Origin of the sequence: Acidovorax sp. GW101-3H11 (assembly GCF_001633105.1) — a bacterium.
In the GTDB taxonomy this organism is placed as follows: domain Bacteria; phylum Pseudomonadota; class Gammaproteobacteria; order Burkholderiales; family Burkholderiaceae_C; genus Acidovorax.
The window spans coordinates 103,323-126,326 of sequence record NZ_LUKZ01000002.1; the positions used below are offsets into that span (position 1 = coordinate 103,323).

21 protein-coding genes are annotated in these 23,004 nt (G+C 67.7%); 12 read left to right on the top strand and 9 right to left on the bottom strand.

What is annotated here, in order from left to right:
• Nucleotides 1-29: 29 nt before the first annotated feature.
• From A1D30_RS02630 to A1D30_RS02640, 3 genes are all read right to left on the bottom strand, one after another.
• Complete coding sequence (locus tag A1D30_RS02630; protein ID WP_063459259.1) at nucleotides 30-422, bottom strand: hypothetical protein; 393 nt, start codon at nucleotides 420-422, stop codon at nucleotides 30-32.
• A gap of 305 nt (nucleotides 423-727) precedes the next feature.
• A complete protein-coding gene (locus A1D30_RS02635) occupies nucleotides 728-1,141 on the bottom strand; it encodes a VOC family protein (RefSeq protein WP_063459260.1) in 414 nt (137 codons plus the stop codon).
• 142 nt (nucleotides 1,142-1,283) lie between these two features.
• Nucleotides 1,284-2,306 (bottom strand): zinc-binding alcohol dehydrogenase family protein, encoded by a 1,023-nt coding sequence (locus tag A1D30_RS02640; RefSeq protein WP_063459261.1) that lies wholly within the window; start codon nucleotides 2,304-2,306, stop codon nucleotides 1,284-1,286.
• 128 nt (nucleotides 2,307-2,434) lie between these two features.
• Between A1D30_RS02640 and A1D30_RS02645 the strand changes: the two genes are divergently transcribed.
• From A1D30_RS02645 to A1D30_RS02660, 4 genes are all read left to right on the top strand, one after another.
• The gene (locus A1D30_RS02645) at nucleotides 2,435-3,358 is read left to right on the top strand and encodes a LysR family transcriptional regulator (RefSeq protein WP_063459262.1); all 924 of its coding nucleotides are present in this window, start codon (nucleotides 2,435-2,437) and stop codon (nucleotides 3,356-3,358) included.
• 200 nt (nucleotides 3,359-3,558) lie between these two features.
• Nucleotides 3,559-4,284, top strand: a complete 726-nt coding sequence (locus tag A1D30_RS02650; RefSeq protein ID WP_063459263.1) for an alpha/beta fold hydrolase — start codon at nucleotides 3,559-3,561, stop codon at nucleotides 4,282-4,284.
• 122 nt (nucleotides 4,285-4,406) lie between these two features.
• Nucleotides 4,407-5,570, top strand: a complete 1,164-nt coding sequence (locus A1D30_RS02655; protein ID WP_063459264.1) for an iron-containing alcohol dehydrogenase — start codon at nucleotides 4,407-4,409, stop codon at nucleotides 5,568-5,570.
• A 162-nt stretch (nucleotides 5,571-5,732) separates the two neighbouring features.
• Nucleotides 5,733-6,809 (top strand): hypothetical protein, encoded by a 1,077-nt coding sequence (locus tag A1D30_RS02660; protein ID WP_242421761.1) that lies wholly within the window; start codon nucleotides 5,733-5,735, stop codon nucleotides 6,807-6,809.
• Nucleotides 6,810-6,906: 97 nt separating this feature from the next.
• Here the strand turns inward: A1D30_RS02660 and A1D30_RS02665 are convergent, their stop codons facing one another.
• Entirely contained in the window at nucleotides 6,907-9,000 is a 2,094-nt protein-coding gene (locus A1D30_RS02665; RefSeq protein WP_063459265.1) for a molybdopterin oxidoreductase family protein, read from the bottom strand.
• Between the two features lie 134 nt (nucleotides 9,001-9,134).
• Here A1D30_RS02665 and A1D30_RS02670 point away from each other — a divergent pair, with 134 nt between their 5' ends.
• The gene (locus A1D30_RS02670) at nucleotides 9,135-10,283 is read left to right on the top strand and encodes an ABC transporter substrate-binding protein (RefSeq protein WP_063459266.1); all 1,149 of its coding nucleotides are present in this window, start codon (nucleotides 9,135-9,137) and stop codon (nucleotides 10,281-10,283) included.
• A gap of 149 nt (nucleotides 10,284-10,432) precedes the next feature.
• Here A1D30_RS02670 and argE read toward each other — a convergent pair whose 3' ends face one another.
• Nucleotides 10,433-11,593: an acetylornithine deacetylase gene (gene argE, locus A1D30_RS02675; RefSeq protein ID WP_063459267.1), complete on the bottom strand. Its 1,161-nt coding sequence runs from the start codon at nucleotides 11,591-11,593 to the stop codon at nucleotides 10,433-10,435.
• Between the two features lie 77 nt (nucleotides 11,594-11,670).
• Here argE and A1D30_RS02680 point away from each other — a divergent pair, with 77 nt between their 5' ends.
• The 4 genes from A1D30_RS02680 to A1D30_RS02695 all read left to right on the top strand — a co-directional run bounded on the left by A1D30_RS02680 (nucleotide 11,671) and on the right by A1D30_RS02695 (nucleotide 17,193).
• Nucleotides 11,671-12,882, top strand: a complete 1,212-nt coding sequence (locus A1D30_RS02680) for a M20 aminoacylase family protein (protein ID WP_063459268.1) — start codon at nucleotides 11,671-11,673, stop codon at nucleotides 12,880-12,882.
• Between the two features lie 99 nt (nucleotides 12,883-12,981).
• Nucleotides 12,982-14,079, top strand: a complete 1,098-nt coding sequence (locus tag A1D30_RS02685) for a M14 family metallopeptidase (protein ID WP_063459269.1) — start codon at nucleotides 12,982-12,984, stop codon at nucleotides 14,077-14,079.
• A 238-nt stretch (nucleotides 14,080-14,317) separates the two neighbouring features.
• Nucleotides 14,318-15,337, top strand: a complete 1,020-nt coding sequence (locus A1D30_RS02690) for a helix-turn-helix transcriptional regulator (RefSeq protein WP_063459270.1) — start codon at nucleotides 14,318-14,320, stop codon at nucleotides 15,335-15,337.
• A gap of 212 nt (nucleotides 15,338-15,549) precedes the next feature.
• A complete protein-coding gene (locus A1D30_RS02695) occupies nucleotides 15,550-17,193 on the top strand; it encodes a tannase/feruloyl esterase family alpha/beta hydrolase (RefSeq protein ID WP_109790879.1) in 1,644 nt (547 codons plus the stop codon).
• A 66-nt stretch (nucleotides 17,194-17,259) separates the two neighbouring features.
• Here A1D30_RS02695 and A1D30_RS02700 read toward each other — a convergent pair whose 3' ends face one another.
• Nucleotides 17,260-17,727 (bottom strand): nuclear transport factor 2 family protein, encoded by a 468-nt coding sequence (locus tag A1D30_RS02700; RefSeq protein WP_063459271.1) that lies wholly within the window; start codon nucleotides 17,725-17,727, stop codon nucleotides 17,260-17,262.
• 103 nt (nucleotides 17,728-17,830) lie between these two features.
• Here A1D30_RS02700 and A1D30_RS02705 point away from each other — a divergent pair, with 103 nt between their 5' ends.
• Complete coding sequence (locus tag A1D30_RS02705; RefSeq protein ID WP_063459272.1) at nucleotides 17,831-18,415, top strand: TetR/AcrR family transcriptional regulator; 585 nt, start codon at nucleotides 17,831-17,833, stop codon at nucleotides 18,413-18,415.
• Between the two features lie 27 nt (nucleotides 18,416-18,442).
• Here A1D30_RS02705 and A1D30_RS02710 read toward each other — a convergent pair whose 3' ends face one another.
• Nucleotides 18,443-18,823 (bottom strand): tautomerase family protein, encoded by a 381-nt coding sequence (locus tag A1D30_RS02710; protein ID WP_063459273.1) that lies wholly within the window; start codon nucleotides 18,821-18,823, stop codon nucleotides 18,443-18,445.
• 87 nt (nucleotides 18,824-18,910) lie between these two features.
• On the opposite strand from A1D30_RS02710, the gene A1D30_RS02715 reads away from it, so the two are divergent.
• Complete coding sequence (locus A1D30_RS02715) at nucleotides 18,911-19,768, top strand: LysR substrate-binding domain-containing protein (RefSeq protein ID WP_063459274.1); 858 nt, start codon at nucleotides 18,911-18,913, stop codon at nucleotides 19,766-19,768.
• Between the two features lie 129 nt (nucleotides 19,769-19,897).
• Here the strand turns inward: A1D30_RS02715 and A1D30_RS02720 are convergent, their stop codons facing one another.
• On the bottom strand, nucleotides 19,898-21,532 hold the full coding sequence (locus A1D30_RS02720) for a wax ester/triacylglycerol synthase family O-acyltransferase (protein ID WP_063459275.1): 1,635 nt from the start codon (nucleotides 21,530-21,532) through the stop codon (nucleotides 19,898-19,900).
• Between the two features lie 149 nt (nucleotides 21,533-21,681).
• On the opposite strand from A1D30_RS02720, the gene A1D30_RS02725 reads away from it, so the two are divergent.
• Nucleotides 21,682-21,936 carry an acyl-CoA-binding protein gene (locus A1D30_RS02725; protein ID WP_063459276.1) on the top strand — a complete coding sequence of 85 codons (255 nt, stop codon included), beginning with the start codon at nucleotides 21,682-21,684 and terminating at the stop codon, nucleotides 21,934-21,936.
• Nucleotides 21,937-22,000: 64 nt separating this feature from the next.
• Here the strand turns inward: A1D30_RS02725 and A1D30_RS02730 are convergent, their stop codons facing one another.
• Nucleotides 22,001-22,921, bottom strand: coding sequence for a hydroxymethylglutaryl-CoA lyase (locus A1D30_RS02730; protein WP_063459277.1), 921 nt, complete (start codon nucleotides 22,919-22,921; stop codon nucleotides 22,001-22,003).
• Nucleotides 22,922-23,004: the final 83 nt, after the last annotated feature.

A 23,004-nucleotide genomic window follows, 5' to 3' on the forward strand; every position in this document is an offset into this window, starting at 1 on the left:
GCATCCGAGGCCTTGGCCACACGTCATTCCTACCTGTTCACAGTCGCTTCCACCTGTGCTTCCGCGTCTGGGTCCAATGGCATGCCGGAACCGGCGAATGGACGGGTGAAGGGCGTGCCGTTGAAGGTGTGGGTGCAGCATCGGCACAGTGGTACCAAGCTGGACGGGCCGACCAGCGGATCGACCTGCTGCAGTGTCCCCGCCTCATCCACATACAAACCGTTGTAGAAACTGGACTCGCCGATCAACACATAGCGCCGTCGCTCATGCGGTTGTCGCGCCACCAGCCAAAAAATCGGGTCGGGGCGGTCCAGCCGCGCTACGGCTTCGCTAAACACGTCGTCCCAGCGAGTGCCGACCTTCGATATCAGGAACCGGAATAGTGGGGTGTAGTCGAGCCCCAGCTTGCGCCGCCCGTGCATGGGGCTGCGAGCCGTCTCATCGGTCTTAGTGGTTCACGTATTCCGGTCATCGCTGAAGTCGCCACCCTGGCCATGGTGCACGCGGTGTGCGGTGGTGTTCACCTTGCGGTATAGCGGCTCCTTCTTGCGCGGCCGCCTGTGGGTTCTCTCGTCGGGGTTCATCGTTGGGGGGCCTCCTCGGGTTGCCGCTGCTGGCGGCGCCGATTGTGACCTTTCCCGGCAAAACGCGGCCGTCCTTACTGTCTGGCAGGGGCGCGCACCGGGCGACTTGTTGAGGTTCACCGTTCTAAGCGGTGCCGCTCCGCCTACTCCGGCAGGTGGCACACCGCCTCAATGTTGTTGCCTTCCGGATCAATCACGAAGGCGCCGTAGTAGTGTGCGTGGTAGTCGGGCCGGAGGCCCGGGGCGCCGTTGCCCTTGCCGCCTGCTGCGATGGCGGCGGCATAGAACGCATCCACCTGCGCCCGGTTCTGGGCGCGCCAGGCCAGGTGGCAGCCTGTGGTGGCGGGCGGGCCGCCGTAGGGCGAGGGGCCGTCGATGAACCACACATCGGCTTTTTTGCCGTCAGGCTCAGCAGGGTCCGGGTAGGCAAAGCCCAGCATGTTGGCGCCGTAGTTGCCTTCAAAACACAGGCTGTAGCCCAGCGGCGCAAGGGCGGCGGTGTAGAACGCCTTGGCGCGGGTGATGTCGGTGACGCGGAAGGTCATGTGGTCCAGCATGGGAGGGGCTCCTGGGGTTGTTGTGTCCGGTTTTATAGCTGAAATACTGATATTAAACACAGTATTTTTCACCGGGATACAGAACCCACCGCGCCTCAGAAGCCGTCCCGCCGCTGCCTCGGACTCAGTGGGCTGGCATCCTTCAGTTCCACCCTTCCAGCACCAGCTTGCCCCGCGCCTTGCCGCTCTCGATGAGCGCATGGGCCCGCTTCAGATTGGCCGCATTGATGGTTCCAAACCGCTGGTCCAGCGTGGTGCGGATCAGCCCCGCGTCCACCAGCTGCGCCACCTCGGTCAGCAGGCGGTGCTGGCCGATCATGTCGGCGGTGCCGAACAGCGCGCGGGTGAACATCAGCTCCCAGTGCAGCGACACCGACTTGCGCTTGAACCTCGTCACGTCGAGCGACACGGGGTCGTCGATCAGCGCGAACTGGCCTTGCGGCGCGATGGCCTCCACGATCTGGTCGAAGTGCGCGTCGGTCTGCGTGAGGCTCACGATGATGTCCACCGTGGGGTGGCCGATGCGCGCCAGCTCTTGCGTCAGCGGCAGGCTGTGGTCGATGACGTGGTGGGCGCCCAGGTCGCGCACCCACTGCTGGGTTTCGGGGCGTGATGCGGTGCCGATCACCGTAAGGCTGGTCAGCCGCGCCGCCAGCTGCGTGAGGATGGAGCCCACGCCGCCGCTTGCGCCGATGATGAGCAGGGTCTTGTTCGTGGGCTGCTTGCCAGCGGCCACGCCCAGGCGGTCAAACAGCAGCTCCCACGCGGTGATGGTGGTCAGCGGCAGCGCGGCGGCCTCGGCAAAGTCCAGCGACCTCGGCGCGTGGCCCACGATGCGCTCGTCCACCAGGTGCAGCTCGCTGTTGGTGCCGGGGCGCGCGATGGAGCCCGCATACCAGACGCGGTCGCCGGGCTGGAACAGCGTCACCTCCGGCCCCACGGCGCGCACGATGCCGCTGGCGTCCCAGCCCAGCACCTTGTAGTCGGGGCCATCGCCGCTGCGCGAGCTGCTTTTGCGCACCTTGGTGTCCACGGGGTTCACCGAGACGGCATGCACCTCCACCAGCAGATCGTGGCCGGTGGCCACGGGGTCGGGTTGGGTGATGTCGAGCAGCGCTTCGGGGTGGTCGATGGGGTGGGCGGTTTGGTAGCCGATGGCTTTCATGGCGGGTCCTGGGTCTGAAAGGAGATGCCCCGATGATTGGCCTTGTGGATCTATTTTTAAATAGGTGAAGAGTTGAATGAATATTCAATCAATGTTTGAAAATAAGGCCAGTACCACCCCCAACCGCCATGAAAAGCCTGCAAGACCTCGACATCTTTGTGCGCACCGTGGACAGCGGCAGCCTGTCGGCCACGGCCCGTGCGCTGGACCTCACCCCGGCGGCGGCCAGCGCGGCGCTCAAGCGGCTGGAGGCCGAGCTGGGCGTGCTGCTGTTCGTGCGCTCCACCCGCAGCCTGCGGCTCACGCCCGAGGGCGCGTTGTTTCTGGAGCACTGCCGCCCCGCGCTGGCCGCGCTGCAGCAGGTGCAGGGGCAGCTGGCCAGCGGCCGCGCGGGTGCGCTGAGCGGCACGCTGCAGCTGGCGGCGCCGTCGGACCTGGGGCGCAATGTGCTGCTGCCCTGGCTCGATGCCTTCCAGACCGAGCACCCGGGCATCACCGTGCGTTTGCAGCTGTCAGACCGCATGGCCAACGTGTACAGCGAGCCGGTGGACGCCGCCTTTCGCTATGGCAAGCCGCAGGATTCGGGCCTGGTCGCACTGCCGCTGGCGGCCGAGCACCGGCGCGTGCTGTGTGCGGCTCCGGCTTACCTGGCGGCCCACGGCGCGCCCCCCACGCCGCATGCGCTGGTGGACCACGACTGCCTGTGCTTCATGCTGGGCGAGGATGTGCACGACCGCTGGCACTTCTGGGACGCGGCGGGCCAGGAGGCGCAGGTGCGCGTGCGCAGCCACAACGTGGCCAATGACGGCGACGCCGTGCGCCGCTGGGCCGTGCTGGGGCGCGGCATTGCCTACAAGTCGTACTTTGACGTGGCGCACGACCTGGCCGCAGGCCGCCTGGTGCCACTGTGCCCTGGCTGGACCACCGAAGCGGTCCCGCTGTTCCTCGTGGCCCCCAGCCGCAGGCAGCTCACGCCGCTGGTGCGCGCGCTGCGCGACTTCATGGCCGCGCGGCTGCAGGCGCTGCTGCTGCAGCAAGAGGGCGCCTCCTGATCTTGGTCTTTAGCGGGCGGGGGAGGAGAGGGGCGGGGATGGGGCGCACCACCGGCCGCCAATCGGTGGTCCGGATTCAGCGAGTGCCCGGGGCGGGGCGGTTTTACGCTCCTGCCGGAGTGGGGCGCCAAGCCATCGCTCGCCCGGCTGGTGGCGCATCTGGCGCCCGGCACTTCTCTTCAAGACCCAAAGGCATTTTCATGAATATCGTTCTTTTGCACGGCAGCTGGCACGGCGCCTGGTGCTGGCACAAAGTGGTCCCGCTGCTGCAGGCCCGGGGGCACCAGGTGCATGTGCCTGACCTGCCCGCCCATGGTCGCCACTGGCGGGTGGCGCGCGGGCGCACCACGCTCTCGGCCATGGCGGCGCATGTGTGCCGGGTGCTCGATGCGCTGGACGGCCCGGCGCTCATCGTGGCGCACAGCCGGGGCGGCATTGTGGCGTCCACGGTGGCTGAGCTGCGACATCACAAGCTGGTGGGCGTGACCTACCTGGCGGCCTACATGCTGCGCCATGGCGAGCGGGTGACGGACTTCTTCCGCCAGGACAAGGCCTCGCTGGTGGGGCGCCACATCCATGTCAGCCGCAGCACCTTGACCGACCACCTGGCGCCCGAGGCCTACCGCCCCGCGCTGTACGCCGATTGCTCGGACGCCGATGTGGCGCTGGCCCAGGCGCTGCTCACGCCCGAGCCCTCTCTGCCCGCGCTCACGCGGCTCAGGCTGACAACGCCGCGCTACGGCAGCGTGCCCCGGCACTACATCGAGCTGACGCAGGACCGGGCCGTGACCATCGACCTGCAGCGCAAGATGATCGCGGCCTCGCCCTGCGCCACGGTGTCGTCCATCGAGGCGAGCCACTCGGCGTATTTCTCGCAACCCCAGCGGCTGGCGGACACCGTGCACCAGATCGCCGGTTTTCGCTGACGGGCCCGGGATGAGCGCGGCGGCCGCAGGGCTATCGCCCACGCGACGCCGCCGGGGCGCGGGTGCGCCGCACAATGCGACCCCCCACGGCGCATGCGCCGGCCCTGCCCAGAAAGACCCCCATGCTGAATTTCGACTTCCACAACCCCACCCACATCGCCTTCGGCCAGGGCCGCATTGCCGACCTGGCCAAGCTCGTGCCCGCAGCCGCCAAGGTGCTGATCCTGGTGGGCGGCGCCAGCGCCGAGAAGACCGGCACCCTGGCCGAGGTGCGCGCCGCGCTGGGCGAGCGCCCGCACGCCACCTTCAGCGGCATCGAGCCCAACCCGAGCTTTGAGACCTCCATGAAGGCCGTGGCGCAGATCCGCGAAGGCGGCTTTGACTTTCTGCTGGCCGTGGGCGGCGGCTCGGTCATCGATGCCGTCAAGTTCATTGCGGCCGCCGTGCGCTTCGAGGGCGATGACCCCTGGGCCATCCTCGAAAAACATGGCCGCAACATCCAGGACGCCATGCCCTTCGGCGCCGTGCTCACGCTGCCCGCCACGGGGTCGGAGATGAACAATGGCGGCGTCATCACCCACCGCGCCAAGGGCGCCAAGCTGGCGTTTGGCAGCCACCACACCTACCCCGTGTTCTCGGTGCTCGACCCCACCAAGACCTACACCCTGCCGCCCCAGCAGCTGGCCAACGGCGTGGTCGATGCGTTTGTGCACACGGTGGAGCAGTACCTCACCTACCCCGTCAACGCGCCCGTGCAGGACCGCTTTGCCGAAGGCATCCTGCAGACGCTGATCGAGATCGGCCCGCGCCTGCTGACGGCGCAAGAGCCGGTGTACGACGACCGCGCCAACCTTATGTGGGCCGCCACCATGGCGCTCAACGGCCTGATCGGCGCAGGCGTGCCGCAGGACTGGGCCACGCACATGATCGGCCACGAGCTCACAGCGCTGCACGGCATCGACCATGCGCGCACGCTGGCCATCGTGCTGCCCGCGCTGCTCAACGAACGCCGGGTGGCCAAGCGCGCCAAGCTGCTGCAGTACGGCGAGCGCGTGTGGGGCATCACCACCGGCACCGACGACGAACGCATCACCGCCGCCATCGAGCGTACGCGCGACTTCTTTGAAAGCATGGGCATCGCCACGCGCTTGTCGGGCTATGGCCTGGGCGGTGACACCGTGAACGCCGTGGTGGCGCAGCTCGAAGCGCACGGCATGGTCACACTGGGCGAGCAGCGCGAGATCACACCCGCCGTGAGCCGCCGCATCCTCGAAGCCGCGCTGTAACCCGGTGCGGGCAGGGGCGGGGCGGGCATCCGCTCCCGCCTTCCGTTCTGCATTTCGCGCCGCACAGCCGCGTTTCGTCGCAGGGCGCTGGAGCCTGCAGCGGGCGCTGCCTACAGTGCCGTCAAGCCGCCACCCCGGGCGGCCATTGACGAAAGGCGCACCGTGATCCTCATCCTTCTCCTGGCCCTCCGCACCACATGGCGGTTTGCCCGTGCCCCGCTGCTGGCAGCCTTGGTCGCGCTGCTGGCCTGGGCCGCCCCCGCATCGGCGCAATACGCCGGGCTGCGCACCCTGGTGGTCCCGGGCGCCGAGCCCGTGACCGTGGCCTTGTACTACCCCACCCCCGCCGTGGCGCGCACCCAGCCCATGGGCCCGTGGCGGCCCGTGGTCACGCCGGGCGCGCCGGTGGCCGCAGCGCCGCTCAAGGGCCTGATTCTCATCTCGCACGGCACGGGCGGCCATGAGCTGGGCCACCACAACCTGGCCACGCGCCTGGCGGCCGATGGCTACCTGGTGGCCGCGCCGCGCCACCCGGGCGACAACTGGGAAGACCGGTCGATGATCACCTCGGGCCGCTACTTCAGCGAACGCCCGCGCCAGGTGAGCCGCGTGCTGGACGCGTTGCTGGCCCACCCCGAATGGGGCCCCCGCATTCCTGCCGGGCGCATCGGCGCCGTGGGGCACTCGGCTGGCGGCTACACCGTGCTGGCCCTGGCCGGTGCCCAGGCCGAACCCGCCCGCGCCGCCCAGCATTGCCGCAGCGTGGCGGATGACACGGGCTTCTGCAGCCTGGGCAAACTTTCCTCGGGCCGGGGCGACAGCAGCCCCTCTGCCCCGCCCGCTACACCGGGTGCTGCACCGGCGGGTGCGCAAGATGGCCCGCTGGTCTCGGTGGCCGACCCCCGCATCCGCGCCGTGGTGGCCCTCGCGCCCATGGCCGTGGTCTTGACGCCCCAGAGCCTGGCCGCCATCACCGTGCCGGTGAAAGTGATCATGGCCGAGCGCGACGTGGTGCTGCAGGGCAAGTACCACGGCCAGCATGTGGCGGCCCATGTGCCCGGGGTGGACGCGAGCACCGTGCCGGGCGCCGGGCACTTTGCCTTCATGGCCCAGTCCGTCTGGCCCCTGGTGTCAGACGCAGGCGACGCCGCCGCCAACCCCGAGGGCTTCGACCGCGTGGCCTACCACGCCACGCTGGAGAACCAGGTGGCGGAGTTTCTGGGGCGGCAGTGGCGGTGAGTGCAGCGGATTTTTAAGCAAAAAAGGCCGTCTGCGCGCAATGGGTGTGCCTTTTAAGCTATAAAAATAGTAGCAAACTGAGGGCCGCCGCAGCCACTCAGGCAGGGAGCGCCGCCTCGGTGGGGCGGGCCTCCACCTCCACCAGGCAGTCATAGAACGTGGGCGCCCGCCCCAGGTCGGTCAGCGCCTGGCTGGTCACCTCGTTCACGTTGGTGCCTTCCAGCCCCATCTTGCGCCACCAGATGCCCAGGCCGTTGACCACACCGGGCCGTGCGCGGCGCGACACGGTGGCGTGGCACAGGTAGCTGCCCCGGTCGTTGAACACGCGCACCACGGCGTCGTTGGCGATGCCACGCGCCTCGGCGTCGTCGGGGTGGATCTCCAGTACCGGGCGGCCTTCGATGTTGCGCAGGCTCTGCACATTAACGAAGGTGGAATTTAAGAAGTTGCGCGCTGGCGGCGAGATCATGGCCAGCGGGTAGCGCGCATCCGTGCCCTGCAGCTCGTAGTTGGGCAGGTGGTCGGGCAGGCCGTCCAGGCCCTGTGCGGCCAGGCGGGCGCTGTAGAACTCGCATTTGCCAGAAGGGGACGGGAAGTGGCCCTCGGCAAACGGCGCATCGGGAATGGCCAGCGTGGCAAAACCCTGGGTTTCGAGCAAAGCGTAGTCCACCGCGTCGCCAAACGCCTGGCGGCACAGGGCTTCGTCGCTGTCGGCAAACCCGGGCTCGGTGAAGCCCATGCGCGCCGCCAGGTCGCGGAATATCTGCGCATTGCTGCGTGCCTGGCCCTGCGGTGCAATGGCCGGGCGGTTGAGCAGCACGTCGGTGTGGCCGTAGCTCAGGTGCACGTCCCAGTGTTCGAGCTGCGTGGTGGCGGGCAGGATGTAGTCGGCGTAGTCGGCCGTGTCGGTGCGGAAGTGCTCCAGCACCACGGTGAACAAATCTTCGCGCGCAAAGCCCTGCACCACCTTGCCGGAGTCGGGCGCCACGGCCACGGGGTTGCTGTTGTAGACCACGATGGCCTCGACCTGGGGGCCGAACGCGGGCGAGGCCGCGCGCAGCAGGTCGTCGCCAATGGTGGACATGTTGATGGTGCGCGGTGTCTTCGCGGGCATCAGTTCGGGCATCTGCAGCACGCCGCGCTGCGCGGGGAACTGGCCTGAGCTGGACAGCAGCACGCCGCCCGCGCGGTGGCGCCAGGCGCCCGTGAGCGCGGGCAGGCAGGCCACGGCGCGCACCGCATTGCCGCCGCCGCGCACGCGCTGCATGCCGTAATTCAGGCGGATGGCGGCGGGCTTCGTGGTGCCGTAGTCCTGGGCGAGCTGGCGGATCTGCTCCACCGGAATGCCGCAGACCTCGGCCGCGCGCTCGGGCGGCCACTGCAGGGCGCGTTCGCGCAACTGCTCCCAGCCCAGCGTGTGGCGCGCGATGTAGTCGTGGTCCAGCCAGTCGTGGGCGATCAGCTCGTGCATCAGTGCCAGCGCCAGCGCGGCGTCGGTGCCGGGGCGCAGGGCAATGTGTTCGTGGCACTTGTCGGCCGTCTCGCTCTTGCGGGGGTCGATGCACACCAGCTTGGCGCCATTGCGTTTGGCCTGCTGCGCGTAGCGCCAGAAGTGCAGGTTGCTGCCGATGGAGTTGCTGCCCCAGATGACGATGAGCTGCGATTCGGCAAAAAACTCCACCTTCATGCCCACCTTGCCGCCCAGGGTCTGGATCAGCGCCTCGGCCCCGGCGGACGCGCAGATGGTGCGGTCGAGCTGCGATGCGCCCAGCTTGTGGAAGAAGCGCCGGTCCATGCTCTCGCCCTGCACCATGCCCATGGTGCCCGCGTAGCTGTAGGGCAGGATGGCCTCGGGCGCGCGCGCGGCGATGGTTTGCAGGCGCTGGGCGATGTTGCTCAAGGCTTCGTCCCAGCTGACCGGGGTGAATTGGCCGCTGCCCTTGGGGCCGCTGCGCTTGAGCGGGGTGAGCACACGCTCGGGGTGGTAGCTGCGCTCGGTGTACTTGCTCACCTTGGCGCACAGCGCGCCGTCGGTGTGGCGGTGGTCGGGGTTGCCCTGCACGCGGGTGGCCACGCCCTGTTCGTCCACCGTGGTCAGCAGCGCGCAGGTGTCGGGGCAGTCGTGCGGGCAGGCGCCGCGCACCTGAATCGGTGTGGTTTGAATGGGATTGGCGGCGGAGGGCGTGGACATATGCGGGCTGATCGTTAAACTGCCATCGGGGTTGGAACCGGCGTGCATACCCTTGCGGCTGGGCCAAGGAGGCTGCCTACCGGCAGCGCAGAGGGATCGCCCTCGATTCACAGCAGAGAGAGCAGGATTTCACCATGAAGCAAATGGCACTGGGGCGCAGACAGTTTTCCGTGGGCCTGGGGGCGGCTGCGCTGGGGGGCTTCCACCTGGCCCGGGCGCAAAGTGAGGGCCGCATCGTGCTGGGCCAGTCGGCGGCCTTCACCGGCCCGGCCGCCCAACTGGGCGTGCAGTTCAACCAGGGTGCCAAACTGTTTTTTGACCAGCTCAACGCCCAGGGTGGCGTGGGCAAGCGCATGGTCGAGATCCGCACGCTGGACGATGGCTACGAGCCCGACCGCTGCGCCGAGAACACCAGGAAGCTGATCGCCGACGAGGTGTTTGCGCTGTTTGGCTACATCGGCACCCCCACCAGCCTGGCGGCCATGCCGCTGTTCAACCAGGCCAAGGTGCCGTTTTTTGGCCCCTTCACCGGCGCCGAGGCGCTGCGCCAGCCGTTCAACCGGCTCATCTTCCATGTGCGGGCGTCTTACTACGACGAAACCGCGCTCATCGTGCGCCAGCTCACCAACCTGGGGCTCAAGAAGATCGCGGTGTTCTACCAGAACGATGCCTACGGCAAGGCCGGGCTGGACGGGGTGACCAAGGCGCTTACCGAACTCAAGCTCGCCCCCGTGGCCACGGCCACGGTGGAGCGCAACTCGGTGGACGTGAAGGCGGCCGTGGACAAGCTCGTGCCCGCCATGCCCGACGCCATCGTGCAGATCACGGCCTATGCCTCGGCCGCCGCGTTTGTGCGGGCGGCGCGCAAGGCGGGGTTTGGTGGCACGTTCTACAACGTGTCGTTTGTGGGCACGCAGGCGCTGGCCGACGAGCTGGGCAAAGACGGCGCCGGTGTGGTGGTGTCGCAGGTCGTGCCTTCGCCCTACCAGCCTTCGCGCCAGATCACGCGCGAGTTTCTGGAGGCCATCAAGAAGGGGGGCGACAAGGTGCAGGCCAACTACTCCAGCATGGAAGGCTATGTGGCTGCCCGGGTGTTCACCGAGGGCCTGCGCCAGGCCCAGGCCAGCGGCAAGATCACGCGCGAGAGCTTCATCACCGGCACCGAGTCCATCGGCAGCCAGGTGATCTCGGGCTTTCCGGTGTCGTTCAGCGCCACCAGCCACGCGGCGTCGAAGTTTGTCGAGATGTCGATGCTGACAGGGGATGGCCGGGTGCGGACGTAGCCCCCTGAGCCGCTTCGCGTCTTCCCCCTCAGGGGGACGCCACCGGTGGCCTGGCAAAGCCAGTTCCACGGTGGCACGGGTCTGCATCGCGCCCAGCGCAACCCTCGCGCGCCTTGCGTTGGCCTGACCTGCTAGACGCTGGCCGCGAGTCAGCCGAACGACTTGGTGCGCGCCAGCCCCTGCATGAACGCCTCGCAGCGCGCGAGCTGCTCCAGGCTCACATACTCATCCGGCTGGTGCGCCTGCTGGATGCTGCCGGGGCCACACACCACGGTGGAGATGCCCGCATTCTTGAACAGCCCCGCTTCGGTGCCAAAGGCCACCAGCGTGGTGCTCTTTTCGCCCGACAGTTCTTGCGCCAGGCGCGTCACGGGGTCGTCCTTGCTGCCCAGAAAACTCGGGATTTCGCAGATGGTCTCGAACGCGAAGCCTGCGGCAGGCGCCACCTTCTTCATGGCGGGTTCCAGCGATTTGGCGTAGGCCACCACTTCGGCCTGCATCTGCGCGGCGTTGGCCGTGGGCAGGTCGCGGAACTCGTAGCGGAACTCGGCGTCGCGCGGCACCACGTTGTCGGCAATGCCACCGTGGAACTGGCCCACGCTGCTGGTCGAGAACGGCACGTCAAAGCCCTCGAAGCGGGGCTCGTTCTTCTCAAAGCCTTCCGCCATGTCGCGCACCCGGCCCACCACGCGGGCAGCCATCTCGATGGCGTTGACCGAATGGGGCGTGAGGGAGGAATGCGCCTCCTTGCCGCGCACGCAGCACTTGTAGCGGTACACGCCCTTGTGCGCGATGGCGGGGACCATGCTGGTGGGCTCGCCCACGATGCAGGCCAGGGGCTTGATATTGGCGTCGCGCAGGTCGGCGATGAGTTCCTTCACGCCAAAGCAGCCAATCTCTTCCTCGTAGCTGAACGCCAGGTGGATGGCGAAAGGCGCATCGCTGTGCAGGAACTGCTCGGCGTGCGAGACGGCAATGCCGATGAACGCCTTCATGTCGGCGCTCCCGCGCCCGTACAGATTGCCGTCTTTCACCAGCGCGCTCAGCGGGTCCATGGTCCAGTCCTGCCCGTCCCACGGCACCGTGTCGGTGTGGCCCGAGAGGATGATGCCCGCTGGCTTGCCCTCGCCCAGCGTGGCGAACAGGTTGGCCTTGGTCTTGTCCTCGTTGAAGGTGAGGCGGCTTTTCACGCCCAGCTTGGCGAGGTGGTCGCGGATGAAATGGATCAGCTCCAGGTTGGAGTGGTGGCTGACGGTGTTCATGCGCACCAGGGTTTGCGCAAGTTCGAGGGCGTGCGGGGAGAGTGTCATGTTGCAGTGCAAATAAACCCGGAGTGGCGCAAGGGACGGCCTGCGGGCTAGACTGTGAGATCGTAAGGACACATATCATGAACGTTATTGACTCCATCGTCACCCAGGCGGCCAGTATTGCAGCGGTGCGCCGGGACATTCACGCCCACCCCGAGTTGTGCTTTGAAGAGGTGCGCACCGCCGATGTGGTGGCGGGCAAGCTCACCGAATGGGGCATTCCCATCCACCGCGGCATGGGCACCACGGGGGTGGTGGGCATCGTGAAGGGGCGCGATGGGGGCGCCAGTGGCCGTGCGATTGGCCTGCGCGCCGACATCGACGCGTTGCCCATGCAGGAGTTCAACACCTTCGCCCACGCCAGCAAACACCAGGGCAAGATGCACGCCTGCGGCCATGACGGCCATGTGGCCATGCTGCTGGCCGCAGCGCAGCACTTTGCCAAGCACCGCAACTTCGACGGCACCGTGTACCTGATCTTCCAGCCCGCCGAAGAAGGCGGTGGCGGTGCGCGCGAGATGATCAAGGACGGCCTGTTCGAGCAATTCCCCATGGAGGCCGTGTACGGCATGCACAACTGGCCCGGCATGCCCGTGGGCCAGTTTGCCGTGAGCCCCGGCCCGGTGATGGCGTCGAGCAACGAGTTCAAGATCACCATCCGGGGCAAGGGCAGCCATGCCGCGCTGCCGCACAACGGCATCGACCCCGTGCCGATTGCCTGCCAGATGGTGCAGGCCTTCCAGACCATCATCACCCGCAACAAGAAGCCGGTGGATGCGGGCGTGATCTCGGTCACCATGATCCACGCGGGCGAGGCGACCAACGTGGTGCCCGACAGCTGCGAGCTGCAGGGCACGGTGCGCACCTTCACGCTGGAGGTGCTCGACCTGATTGAAAAGCGCATGCAGCAGATTGCCGAGCACACTTGTGCCGCGCATGACGCCGTGTGCGAATTCGAGTTCGTGCGCAACTACCCGCCCACCGTTAACTCCGCCCCCGAGGCCGAGTTTGCGCGCGCGGTCATGGCCAGCATCGTGGGCGAATCCAACGTGCTGGCGCAGGAGCCCACCATGGGCGCCGAAGACTTCGCCTTCATGCTGCAGGCCAAGCCAGGCGCCTACTGTTTCATTGCCAACGGCGACGGCGCCCACCGCGAGATGGGCCATGGCGGCGGCCCCTGCACGCTGCACAACCCCAGCTACGACTTCAACGACGACCTGATCCCGCTGGGCGCGACCTACTGGGTCAAGCTGGCCGAAGCCTGGCTGGCCCAGCCCGCCAAGGCGGCCTGATACCCGTCGAAATCCATCGAGCCTCTCCACCCGGGCGCACGCAGCGCGCGTGCCCGGGTTTTCTTTGCCTTCCCCCACTGATCCCTGAAAGCCACGTCCATGATCGGAATCGTTGAAGCCTTCTCGCCCAGCTACGCCCAGGCGCGCAAGAAGTTTCTGGAGGCCGCCGCAGCCGCCGGCCTGCCCATCGAATCGCACGCCCATCCGCTCAAGGGCCGGGACGGTGAAGACCTGGCGATGGACGTGGTGCGCGACGGCCCGGCGGATGCCAAAAAGCTGCTCGTCGTGAGCAGCGCCTGCCATGGCGCCGAAGGCTACTGCGGCAGCGGCGTGCAGGTGTTTGCACTGCACGACCAGGAGTGGCGCGACAAGGCGCATGCGGCGGGTGTGGCCACGCTTTATATCCATGCGCTCAACCCCTACGGCTTCTCGCATGTGCGCCGCTTCACGCACGAGAACGTGGACCTGAACCGCAACTTCCAGGACTTCAGCCAACCCCTGCCCGTGAACACTGCCTACCGCGAGGTGCAGCCCCTGCTGCTGCCCGAGCAGTGGCCACCCGGCCCCGACAACCTGGCCGCTGTGCAGCAGTACATCGACACCAAGGGCGAGGCCGCGTGGCAGGCCGCCATCTCGCAGGGCCAGCACGAGTTTCCGCAGGGCATCTTCTTTGGTGGCACCGAGCCCACCTGGAGCAACCGCACGCTGCGCCAGGTGCTGCGCCAGCACGGCGCGGGCGCATCGCACGTGGCCTGGATCGACCTGCACACGGGCCTGGGCCCGAGCGGCCATGGCGAGCGCATCTATGCCGGCAAGGACGACGCCGTGGCCGTGGCCCGTGCGCGCACCTGGTGGGACGGCGGCGGCGCCACGCCCGTCACGTCGATCTATGACGGCTCGTCCACCTCGGCCTTCCTCACCGGGCTGATGTGGACCGCCATCTACGACGAATGCCCCCATGCCGAATACACCGGCATTGCCATGGAATACGGCACCGTGCCCGTGCTCGACGTGATGAACGCCATCCGCGCCGAGCAGTGGCTCAACCTGCACCCCGGCGCACCCGCCGAGCAGCATGCACAGATCAAGGCCCAGATGCTCGCCGCCTTCTACACCGACACCGATGTGTGGAAGGGCCAGATCGTGAGCCAGGCCCGGCAGTCGATGTTCCAGGCGGTGGATGGCCTGGCTGGTTGAATGGCAGAGAAATGTGCATAAAAATGGCCTTCTGCGCGCGTCTATCAAGGGCTTTTAGCTCCTGAAAAGATAGTAACTGTCTCCCGGTGCACCAGGCGGCACATGCCGGGGTGGTGGTAGGGCGGTGCCCCGGTGGCGGCTACCATCGCCCAAAAAAACCAGGAGACACCATGGCCCTTGCATCCCACGCGCTCTGCGACCCCTCCGCCCCCCGGGTGGTCGCCAAACGCACAGGCCCATGAGCCCGCGCACCGCCCTGCAGGTGCCGCCTGCCGACCCGCTGCGTGCGCTCAGCCGCAGCCTGCTCCTGCTGTCCGAACAGGCCCAGCAGGCACCACCGCAAGACCTGCTGCACCAGGCGCTGCAGACGCTGCGCGGGCTGGTGCCTTTTGATTCGGCCTGGTGGGGCGAGGTGTCAGCCGGTGAGTCTGGCGCAGGGGGTGAAGCGCAGGCCGCACCGCGCAACTGGCTGCACGGCAGCATCGGCCTGGCCCGCGGCTTTGCCGACGAATGGAATGCCCTGGCAGCGGTGGACGACTTTGGGCTGGAGTCCATGCGCCGACTGGGCGAAGTGATCCGCGAGCGCGACGTGGTGGGTGTGGCGCCCGAGGATCCGCAGGTCGTGGCCTTCTCTGAGCGGCATGGCTTGTACCACTGCATGGCCCTCACGGCCGAGCTGCCGCACAGCGGGCTGCTGTTTTTTGTCTCGGTCTACCGCCCGCAGACACGCACCGAATTCACCGACGCCGAAACCGTGCTGTTCGGCGAGTTTGCGCTGCACCTGCTGCAGCACTGGCACCACCGGCTGCAGCGGCTGCAACACGAGTCGCCCCGCCGCCCCTGGGACAGCTTTGCGCTGGCCCAGCCCACGGGCGAGCTGCTGTTTGCAGGCCTGCGCATCAGCCAGGCCTTGCGCGCTGCCTGCCCCGATTGGACCGGCACCCGCCTGCCCCCGGCCGTGGTGCAGGCGCTGCCGGGCGCACCTTGCAACCTGGTGCTGGGCAAGGCCTGCCGCCTGCGGCTGGAGCCCTGCGGCCCGCTGGTGGCGCTGAGCATCGCATCGCGCCAGCACAAGCAGGCGCTGGCCCCGCGCGAGCTGAGCGTGGCCATGCTCTATGCCCAGGGGCAGTCGCACAAGGACATTGCGGCCACGCTGGGCCTCACGCCCGCCACGGTGCGCACCTACCTGCGCACCGCCTACGCCGCGCTGGGCGTGCGCAACAAGCTGGAGTTGGTGGCGGCGCTGCGCAACGCGTAGGGCGGTGGCCCGCCGCTGCGCGGGCTTAGGGGTTTCCCGCTCCCTCTGCATTTGCAGAGGCTGCAGCAGCGCCTTCTTTTTCTATCGTCCGCACCGGAGCCATGGGCGCCTTTGCACGGTGATTCGTGCTGAGGATTCCTATGGGCTGCGGCGCAGATCGGGCCGCGAAGCCCGGGCTCCTGAAAAAAACACCACCACAGGAGACTTTCCGCATGTTCCCGACCCCCACCCGCGCCGCCCTGGCGCCCACCGATCGCGCCGTGCACCCCACCGGGCGATGGGCCACCCGCACCCTGGCGACGGGCCTGGGCACCATCGCTGCCCTCGCGCTGACCGCCTGCGGCGGCGGCAGCGACGCCCCCGCGCCTTTGGCGAGCAAGCCGATGGCCGAGGCCTGTGCCGCCTACACCTCTACCGCCTTGCCCCATGGCGCCAAAGTCATCCGCACCGAGCTGCGCAAGGCCGAGGGCACCTTGCCCGACGTGTGTATCGTGCGCGGCCAGATCGTGTCCTCGCCCGACTCCACCATTCACTGGGCGGTGGAGCTGCCGACGCTGGCGCAGTGGAACAGCAAGACGCTGACCATCGGCGGTGGCGGCTTCGACGGCTTCATCCCCACCGACGACCCGTGGTACCAGCAGCTGGTGGGCCCGTCGGCCAATCCGTACGTGAAGATCAGCTCTGACTCCGGCCACCAGATCCAGGGTTTTGCCTGGGGCAAAAGCGATGTGGCGCTGCGCAACCATGCGTTCGACGCCAACCATTTTGTGCTGGAGGTGGGCACGGCGATTGCCACCGAGTTCTACGGCAAGCGCCCCGTGCTGCGCTACCACATGGGCCATTCCAACGGCGGGCGCTCGGGCCTGATCTCCACGCAGAAGTACCCCAAGGACTACGACGGCGTGGTGGCCATGGAGCCCGCCATCGCCCAGCAGGCGCACCAGGTCAACCTGGGCCCCACGGTGCTGCGCCACATCTTCAAGAGCCGCGAGAACTGGATGAGCCCCGCCAAGATCGCGCTCTACGCCAAGGCCGAAACCGCAGCGTGCGACGGCCTCGACGGCCTGAAGGACGGCATCATCGGCAACGCCTTGGCCTGCAACTACGTGCCCACCGACCTGCTGTGCCAGGGCGCGGACAACGACAGCTGCCTGACTGCCGGGCAGATCGAATCCATCCGCCTCATCTACAGCGACCACAAGACGCCCGCGACCCTGTCGCGCGGTGCGGTGGGCTATCCGCGCTTTGGCCTGGGCGGCGCGTCCACGTCCGATTGGCAGTCGTACATGTTCGGCACCAGCTTCGATGCCCCCGATTCGTTCAACCACATGGCCGTGACGGCGGCTGCGCGCCTGGTGGAGGGCAACCCCAACGCCAACATCCTGAGCCACGACCCCACGCAGTACCAGGCGCAGTACAGCCGCCTGGCCGAGATGATCGACGGTACCGACCCGGACATTGCTGCCTTTGCCGACAACGGCGGCAAGCTGCTGATCTGGTACGGCGCGGGCGACACCTGCGTGTCGATGTACCGCACGGTGGAGTACCTCGACACGGTGAAGCAGCGCCTGGGCGCCAGCAAGGTGCAGAGCTTTGCGCGCATGGTCACCTCGCCCTCCAACGGGCATGACCTGGATGGCGTGGGTACCGAGCCCCGCTCCATCGACCTGCTGGCCGCCATGGATGCCTGGGTGGAAAAGGGCGCGGCGCCCGACAAGCTGGTGGCCACCAAGTTCGCACCCGGTACCACCACGCCCGTGGCCCAGCGCCCGGTGTGCGAGTACCCCAAGTTCCCGCGCTACAACGGCACGGGTGACGTGAGCAAGGCGGAGAGCTTTACCTGCTCGGCGACCTGAGGGTGCACGGGGCGGATGGCGGGCTGCGCTGCGGGTGTTCTGCAGCGCAGCCTGCGATCTGGAGGCTCATAGCCCCAGGTCGCTCAGCCCCGGATGGTCGTCCGGCCGGCGCCCCAGGGGCCAGAAGAACAGCCGGTCTGCCGCCTGGATGGGGCGGTCGTTGATGCTCGCGTGGCGCACGGCCATCAGACCATCGTCGTTGAACTCCCAGTTCTCGTTGCCATAGCTGCGGTACCACTGGCCCGCGTCGTCATGCCATTCGTAGGCGAACCGCACGGCGATGCGGTGGCCGCTGAACGCCCAGAGTTCCTTGATCAGCCGGTAGTCCAGCTCGCGCGCCCACTTGCGCTCCAGCAGCTGCCGGGCGGCCTCGCGGCCCACGGGGAACTCGGCGCGGTTGCGCCAGCGCGTGTCCTCGGTGTAGGCCAGGGCCACGCGCGCGGGGTCGCGCGAGTTCCAGCCGTCTTCGGCCAGACGCACTTTCTGGATGGCGGTTTGCAGGGAGAAGGGCGGAAGAGGCGGACGGGTTTCCATGGGCAGCACCTTGGGGGAATAGGTCGATAGGGTTGAGGGTGTAGACAGATCTGTCTACATCGCATCATAACGAAATGTAGACAGACTTGTCTACAATGCCCGCATGATTCCCCTGCCGCCTTCTGACTGGAAAGACTTGCCCGCCCGCGACCGACTGCTGCAGACCGCGCATGCGCTGTTCTACCGCGACGGTATCCGTGCCACGGGCATCGACCGCGTGATCGCCGAGTCGGGGGTCACCAAGGTCACGTTCTACCGGCATTTCCCCAGCAAAAACGATCTCATTTGCGCCTACCTCGAATACCGCCACGCGGGCTGGATCGCATGGTTTGCTTTGGCCCTGGAGCGCCACGGGGCTGCAAAGCGTGCTGGTGCAGCAGGCCTGAATGCGCTGGTGGCCACGCTGGCCGAATGGTTTGGCCGCGATGACTTCCGGGGCTGCGCCTTCATCAACAGCGTGGGCGAGCTGGGCGGCACGGTGCCGGAGGTGATGGAGATTGCACAGCGCCACAAGCGGGAGATGACGGACCTTCTGGCCACCCTGCTGCCCCCCGGCGCCCACCGGGCGCAGGCCGCGCAGGCCGTGACCCTGGTGGTGGAGGGCGCCATCGTGCGTGTGCAGATGGGCGAGCCGGTGAAGGCGGTGCTGGGCAGCATGGAGCGCCTGCTGGCGGGCCTGGCCGCGTAGCCTGCCTGCCCGGCGCTGCGCATCACCTCATGCGTATTGCGCCAGGCCGTGGCCGAAGGACCAGTTCTCCTTGGCCACTTCGACGATGTTGATGAACACGTCCTCGGGCCGCAGGCCCGGCCTCTCGCCCAGCAGCTGCGCGGTGCGCGCAAACAGCGCCTTTTTCTGCTCCAGGCTGCGCGTGTTGTTGGCGGTGATCTGGATGAACACCACGTCGTCGCTGCGGGCCACGCCCAGGTAGGTGGGGCTGTAGCGGAAGTTGGCGGCGTCGTGCTCGGTGATGGTCATGAACTGGTCGTCCTCGGGCACGTTGAAGGTCTCGCGCAAGGCGCGGTACAGCGTGTCAAAGATCGCCTGCCGGTAGGCCTCGGGCTTGCCGGCATGCATGGCAATGTGGATGAGGGGCATCGCAAGATCCTTTCTGAACAAGATGCTGGCGAAATCCTATCCATATGAATATGCTATGGATATCTATTTCAGAAATATCAAATTCAAATGGTTGAGCGATCCCTGGACCTGGACGCCGTCGAGGCCTTTGTGCGCATTGCCGAGCTGGGCAGCTTCACGCGCGCGGCCGAAGCCATGGGCACGGTGCAGGCCGCGATGAGCCTGAAGCTCAAGCGGCTGGAGGACCGGCTGGGCTGCAGGCTGATCGAGCGCACGCCGCGCCACGTTCAGCTGTCGGCCCGGGGTGCGGCCTTTCTGGAGCACGCACGGGGGCTGCTGGCCGCGCACGACCGGGCGCTGGCCACGTTCGCTCAGACCCGCCAGCGCCTGACCATCGGCATCAGCGACCATGTGGCCGGGCCGGAGCTGCCCGCGCTGATCGCCCGCATGAACCAGCAAGACCCGCAACTGCTCATCGAGATCCGCATCGGCTCGTCGGGCGACCTGCTGCAAAGCTACGACCGGCGTGAGCTGGATGCGGTGCTGGCCCGCATGCATGTGGGCCGCAGCGATGGAGAGCTGCTGGCCGAAGAGCCCTTTGGCTGGTTTGCCGCCCCCGGCTGGCAGCACCGTGCGGGCGAGCCCTTGCCCCTGGCCACGCTGGCCGAGCCTTGTGGTGTGCGGGCGATGGCAGGGCAGGCGCTGGATGCGGCGGGAATGGCCTGGGCCGAGGTGTTTGTGGGCGGAGGTGTGGCTGCCGTGGCGGCGGCCGTGATGGCCGGGCTGGGCGTGGCGGCACTGGCGCCGCGCATGCTGCCGCTGGGGGCAGTGGATGTGGGTGCCCGCCTGGGGCTGCCCGCGCTGCCGCGCCTGCCGGTGCTGCTGCACACACGCAATCAGGGAGGTCGCCCGCGCGATGCGCTGGCAGCGTTGTCGGCGGCCTTTCGCAGTGCGGTGCGGGGTTAGTTCACCGAATCAAAGAAATCGGCGGCGCGCCGGGGGCGCGGACGTAGGGGCTCCCGCGTTCGGCGTGCTGGGCGTCCTAGCGCGGCAGGCGATGCCCGCTTGCGCACATCCACTGCCGTGGCGCCCCGCTCACTCGCCCCAGGGCAGCATCAGCGTAAGCAGCGACAGCTGATCAAACTCGGGTGCAAAGGCGTCGATGATCTGCTGCGGCTCGGGGCACAAGGTGGTGTCGGTGATCACGCCAAACTGCACGCCGCCGCCGTAGCTGAGGATGGACACCCCCAGGCCAATGTCGCCGGACTGCGGCACCCAGAACATGCACTGCGTGACGCGCGATCCGCACAGCGTGAGCTGCTCCTTGGGGCCGGGCACATTGGTCATCACGGCCGTGGTCTTGCGGCCAAACAGGTTGAGCAGTGCGTCCTGCGCGGGCTTGATCATCAGGCCCGCCACGGCCAGCATCGCAAACGCCAGGATGGGCTGGGTGCTGCCTTTGAGCGCGTTCATGCGCTTGCGCACTTCGTACACGCGCTCGATGGGGTTGGCCACGCCAATCGGCAGCACCAGCGGCACCAGGCCAAAGCGGTTGCCCAGCTTCCAGGCCTCTTCCATGGGACGCAGGTTCACGGGGATCATCGCGCGGATCTCCTGGCCTGTCGGGTCGTCGCCCTGGCCGCGCAGGTAGCCGCCGATGGCGCCCGCCACACAGGACAGCAGCACATCGTTGATGGAGCAGTTCAGTGCCTTGCCAATGGCCTTGACCTCTTCGAGCGGGATCGGCGGGCACCAGGCCACGCGCTTGGCGCTGCCGGGCTGGCCCTTGAGGCGCGTGGGCGAGTCGTCGGGCATGAGCGCCAAGGCCGCCGCATCGCTGACAAGCTGGTAGGCCACGCGGGCCATGTCCACCGTGCCTGCCAGACCGTTGTGCATGGCTTTTTCAGGGTCGCCCAGCATCTGCAGCGACTTGGCCGCGCTGTCGCCCGCCAGGTCCAGCGCCTTCACAGTGAGGCCGGTAAAGGGCTTGATGAGCGCGTCGGCAATCCAGTCCTCGGCCGTTGCACCGTCCTTGTCGGCGCGGGGTTTGCGCTTGGGGGGCTCGGAGCCGCCATCGACCAGCGACATGGTCACCGAAATGAGGGCGATGCCATCGGCGATGCAGTGGTGGATGCGCACGATGAGCGCGCTGCCCTTCGCGCCGTCGTCACCCACAAAGTCTTCGATCAGGTGCATCTGCCACAGCGGGCGGCGGGTATCGAGCGGCTGCATGGCAAGCTCTCCCACACGGTCCTGCAGCGCGCGCTGCATGCTCTGGCCCTTGTGGTGGGGCAGCTTCTCGCGCAGCACATGGGCGGCAATGTCGAAGTTTTTATCCTCCACCCAGGTGGCGCCTGCGGCGTCTTCCACCACACGCTGGTGAAAGCGCGGGTACTGCAGCAGCCGTTGCTGCACGCGTTCGCACAGCGCCTCCCAGGTGATGCCGGGCGAGAGGGTCCACACGCCGTTGATCATCATCAGGTTGCTGCTCGAATCCATGCGCAGCCAGGCGGTATCGACCTTGCTCATGCGTTCGCCGGACAGGCCCAGCATGCCCGTGGCCGCGCGGCGCACGTTCTTCTGCACCACAGTGGCGGCTTTGCGGGCTGCGGGGGGCAAGGCCTGGGCGGCCTTGCGTGCCACCTCGGGGGCCTGGTCGCGCACCGCGCGCAAGGGGTTTTGGCCAATGCCGGGCGCGGCTTTGCCGGGGGCTGAAATGCGGGTCACCATCAGATGTACACCTATTGTTTGATTTTTGGGGGCTTGCCTCTATGGATTGAGCGGCCCCGGGCCGTGCTCAGCCCGTAAGATACAACGCAGCAAACCCTTGCCGATACCGTTTTTTCCCTCCCCCCAAACATTCCCAGGAGCACACTGACATGGCCGACCTCAACGCCACCTTCGAAGCCGCTGTGGCCAATTCCAAGAACCTGAGCGAGCGTCCCGACAACGCCACGCTGCTCAAGATCTACGCGCTGTACAAGCAGGCCACCGCAGGGGACAACAGCGAGAAGAAGCCCAGCTTCTCCGACATGGTGGGCCGCGCCAAGTGGGACGCCTGGGAAAAGCTCAAGGGCACGGGCGCCGATGAGGCCAAGCAGCAGTATGTGGACCTGATCACCTCGCTGAGCTGATACGGCGTTCTGCCCAAAGAAAAAGGCGACCTCGGTCGCCTTTTTCTTTGGGGACAACGGCGGTCTAACGCTGAACCCACCCCTTGGGCAGCCCGGCTTCCGGCGTCATGCCGTAAACCGGCTCGCCCGGCAGCCCCGCCTGCAGCGGCGCGCGTGCGGCCATCAGGCGCTCCAGGTCCACCCCCGTGGTAATGCCCATGGCCTCGAACATGAACACCAGGTCTTCCGTCACCACGTTGCCCGACGCGCCCGGCGCATAGGGGCAGCCGCCCAGGCCGCCCAGCGACGCATCAAAGGTGCGCACCCCCACGTCGTAGGCCGCCAGGCAATTGGCCAGGCCCAAGCCCCGGGTGTTGTGCATGTGGGCTGCCCCGGCTTTGGCGCCCAGTTCGGCGCGCAGGCGCGTGAACAGGCGGCGCACCTGGGCCGGGTTGGCCATGCCGGTGGTGTCGGACAGCCCCACCTCGTCCGCCCCGGCCTCGGCGCACAGGCCAGCGAGCCAGAGCACATCGTCCTCGGGCACCGCGCCTTGCAGCGTGCAGCCAAAGGCGGTGGACAGCCCCACCTCCACCAGCGTGCCGGGTGCCTGCGCGTCGCGCAGTTGGGCCACGGCGCGCACCTCTTCGACCATGGCCTCGCGTGTCTTGCGCACATTGGCCAGCGAGTGCGCAGCACTGGCCGACACCGGCAGCGTGACCTTGTGCACCCCGGCCGCCAGCGCCGCCTCGGCCCCGCGCAGGTTGGGCGCCAGCGCCATTACGGTGATGCCGGGGTGGGTGAGGGCGTGGCGCACGACCTCGGCCACATCGGCCATCTGGGGTAGCAGGCGGGCGGGCACGAACGAGCCGACTTCGATCTCGCGCAGCCCGGCGGCCACCAGGGCGTCGATCCAGCGCAGCTTGTCGGCCGTGGGCATGGTGGCCTGGACGGACTGCAGGCCGTCGCGCGGGCCGACTTCGCTGATGAGGATTTCTGGGGGCGTCATGGTGCGGGGCGAATCAAGCCGCAGAGGATAGCGCGGGGCGGCTCCGGGAGCCGTCCTGGGCTTTTGAGCAAAGTGGCAATTTC

What these genes read in the sequence shown, in the direction of transcription:
- A1D30_RS02630 (WP_063459259.1), bottom strand. Translation starts at nt 422, where the DNA reads ATGCACGGGCGGCGCAAGCTGGGGCTCGACTACACCCCACTATTCCGG.
- A1D30_RS02725 (WP_063459276.1), top strand. Translation starts at nt 21,682, where the DNA reads ATGGCCGACCTCAACGCCACCTTCGAAGCCGCTGTGGCCAATTCCAAG.
- A1D30_RS02650 (WP_063459263.1), top strand. Translation starts at nt 3,559, where the DNA reads ATGAATATCGTTCTTTTGCACGGCAGCTGGCACGGCGCCTGGTGCTGG.
- A1D30_RS02720 (WP_063459275.1), bottom strand. Translation starts at nt 21,532, where the DNA reads ATGGTGACCCGCATTTCAGCCCCCGGCAAAGCCGCGCCCGGCATTGGC.
- A1D30_RS02640 (WP_063459261.1), bottom strand. Translation starts at nt 2,306, where the DNA reads ATGAAAGCCATCGGCTACCAAACCGCCCACCCCATCGACCACCCCGAA.
- A1D30_RS02730 (WP_063459277.1), bottom strand. Translation starts at nt 22,921, where the DNA reads ATGACGCCCCCAGAAATCCTCATCAGCGAAGTCGGCCCGCGCGACGGC.
- A1D30_RS02705 (WP_063459272.1), top strand. Translation starts at nt 17,831, where the DNA reads ATGATTCCCCTGCCGCCTTCTGACTGGAAAGACTTGCCCGCCCGCGAC.
- A1D30_RS02645 (WP_063459262.1), top strand. Translation starts at nt 2,435, where the DNA reads ATGAAAAGCCTGCAAGACCTCGACATCTTTGTGCGCACCGTGGACAGC.
- A1D30_RS02715 (WP_063459274.1), top strand. Translation starts at nt 18,911, where the DNA reads ATGGTTGAGCGATCCCTGGACCTGGACGCCGTCGAGGCCTTTGTGCGC.
- A1D30_RS02685 (WP_063459269.1), top strand. Translation starts at nt 12,982, where the DNA reads ATGATCGGAATCGTTGAAGCCTTCTCGCCCAGCTACGCCCAGGCGCGC.
- A1D30_RS02690 (WP_063459270.1), top strand. Translation starts at nt 14,318, where the DNA reads ATGAGCCCGCGCACCGCCCTGCAGGTGCCGCCTGCCGACCCGCTGCGT.
- argE (WP_063459267.1), bottom strand. Translation starts at nt 11,593, where the DNA reads ATGACACTCTCCCCGCACGCCCTCGAACTTGCGCAAACCCTGGTGCGC.
- A1D30_RS02665 (WP_063459265.1), bottom strand. Translation starts at nt 9,000, where the DNA reads ATGTCCACGCCCTCCGCCGCCAATCCCATTCAAACCACACCGATTCAG.
- A1D30_RS02670 (WP_063459266.1), top strand. Translation starts at nt 9,135, where the DNA reads ATGAAGCAAATGGCACTGGGGCGCAGACAGTTTTCCGTGGGCCTGGGG.
- A1D30_RS02635 (WP_063459260.1), bottom strand. Translation starts at nt 1,141, where the DNA reads ATGCTGGACCACATGACCTTCCGCGTCACCGACATCACCCGCGCCAAG.
- A1D30_RS02710 (WP_063459273.1), bottom strand. Translation starts at nt 18,823, where the DNA reads ATGCCCCTCATCCACATTGCCATGCATGCCGGCAAGCCCGAGGCCTAC.
- A1D30_RS02700 (WP_063459271.1), bottom strand. Translation starts at nt 17,727, where the DNA reads ATGGAAACCCGTCCGCCTCTTCCGCCCTTCTCCCTGCAAACCGCCATC.
- A1D30_RS02695 (WP_109790879.1), top strand. Translation starts at nt 15,550, where the DNA reads ATGTTCCCGACCCCCACCCGCGCCGCCCTGGCGCCCACCGATCGCGCC.
- A1D30_RS02655 (WP_063459264.1), top strand. Translation starts at nt 4,407, where the DNA reads ATGCTGAATTTCGACTTCCACAACCCCACCCACATCGCCTTCGGCCAG.
- A1D30_RS02680 (WP_063459268.1), top strand. Translation starts at nt 11,671, where the DNA reads ATGAACGTTATTGACTCCATCGTCACCCAGGCGGCCAGTATTGCAGCG.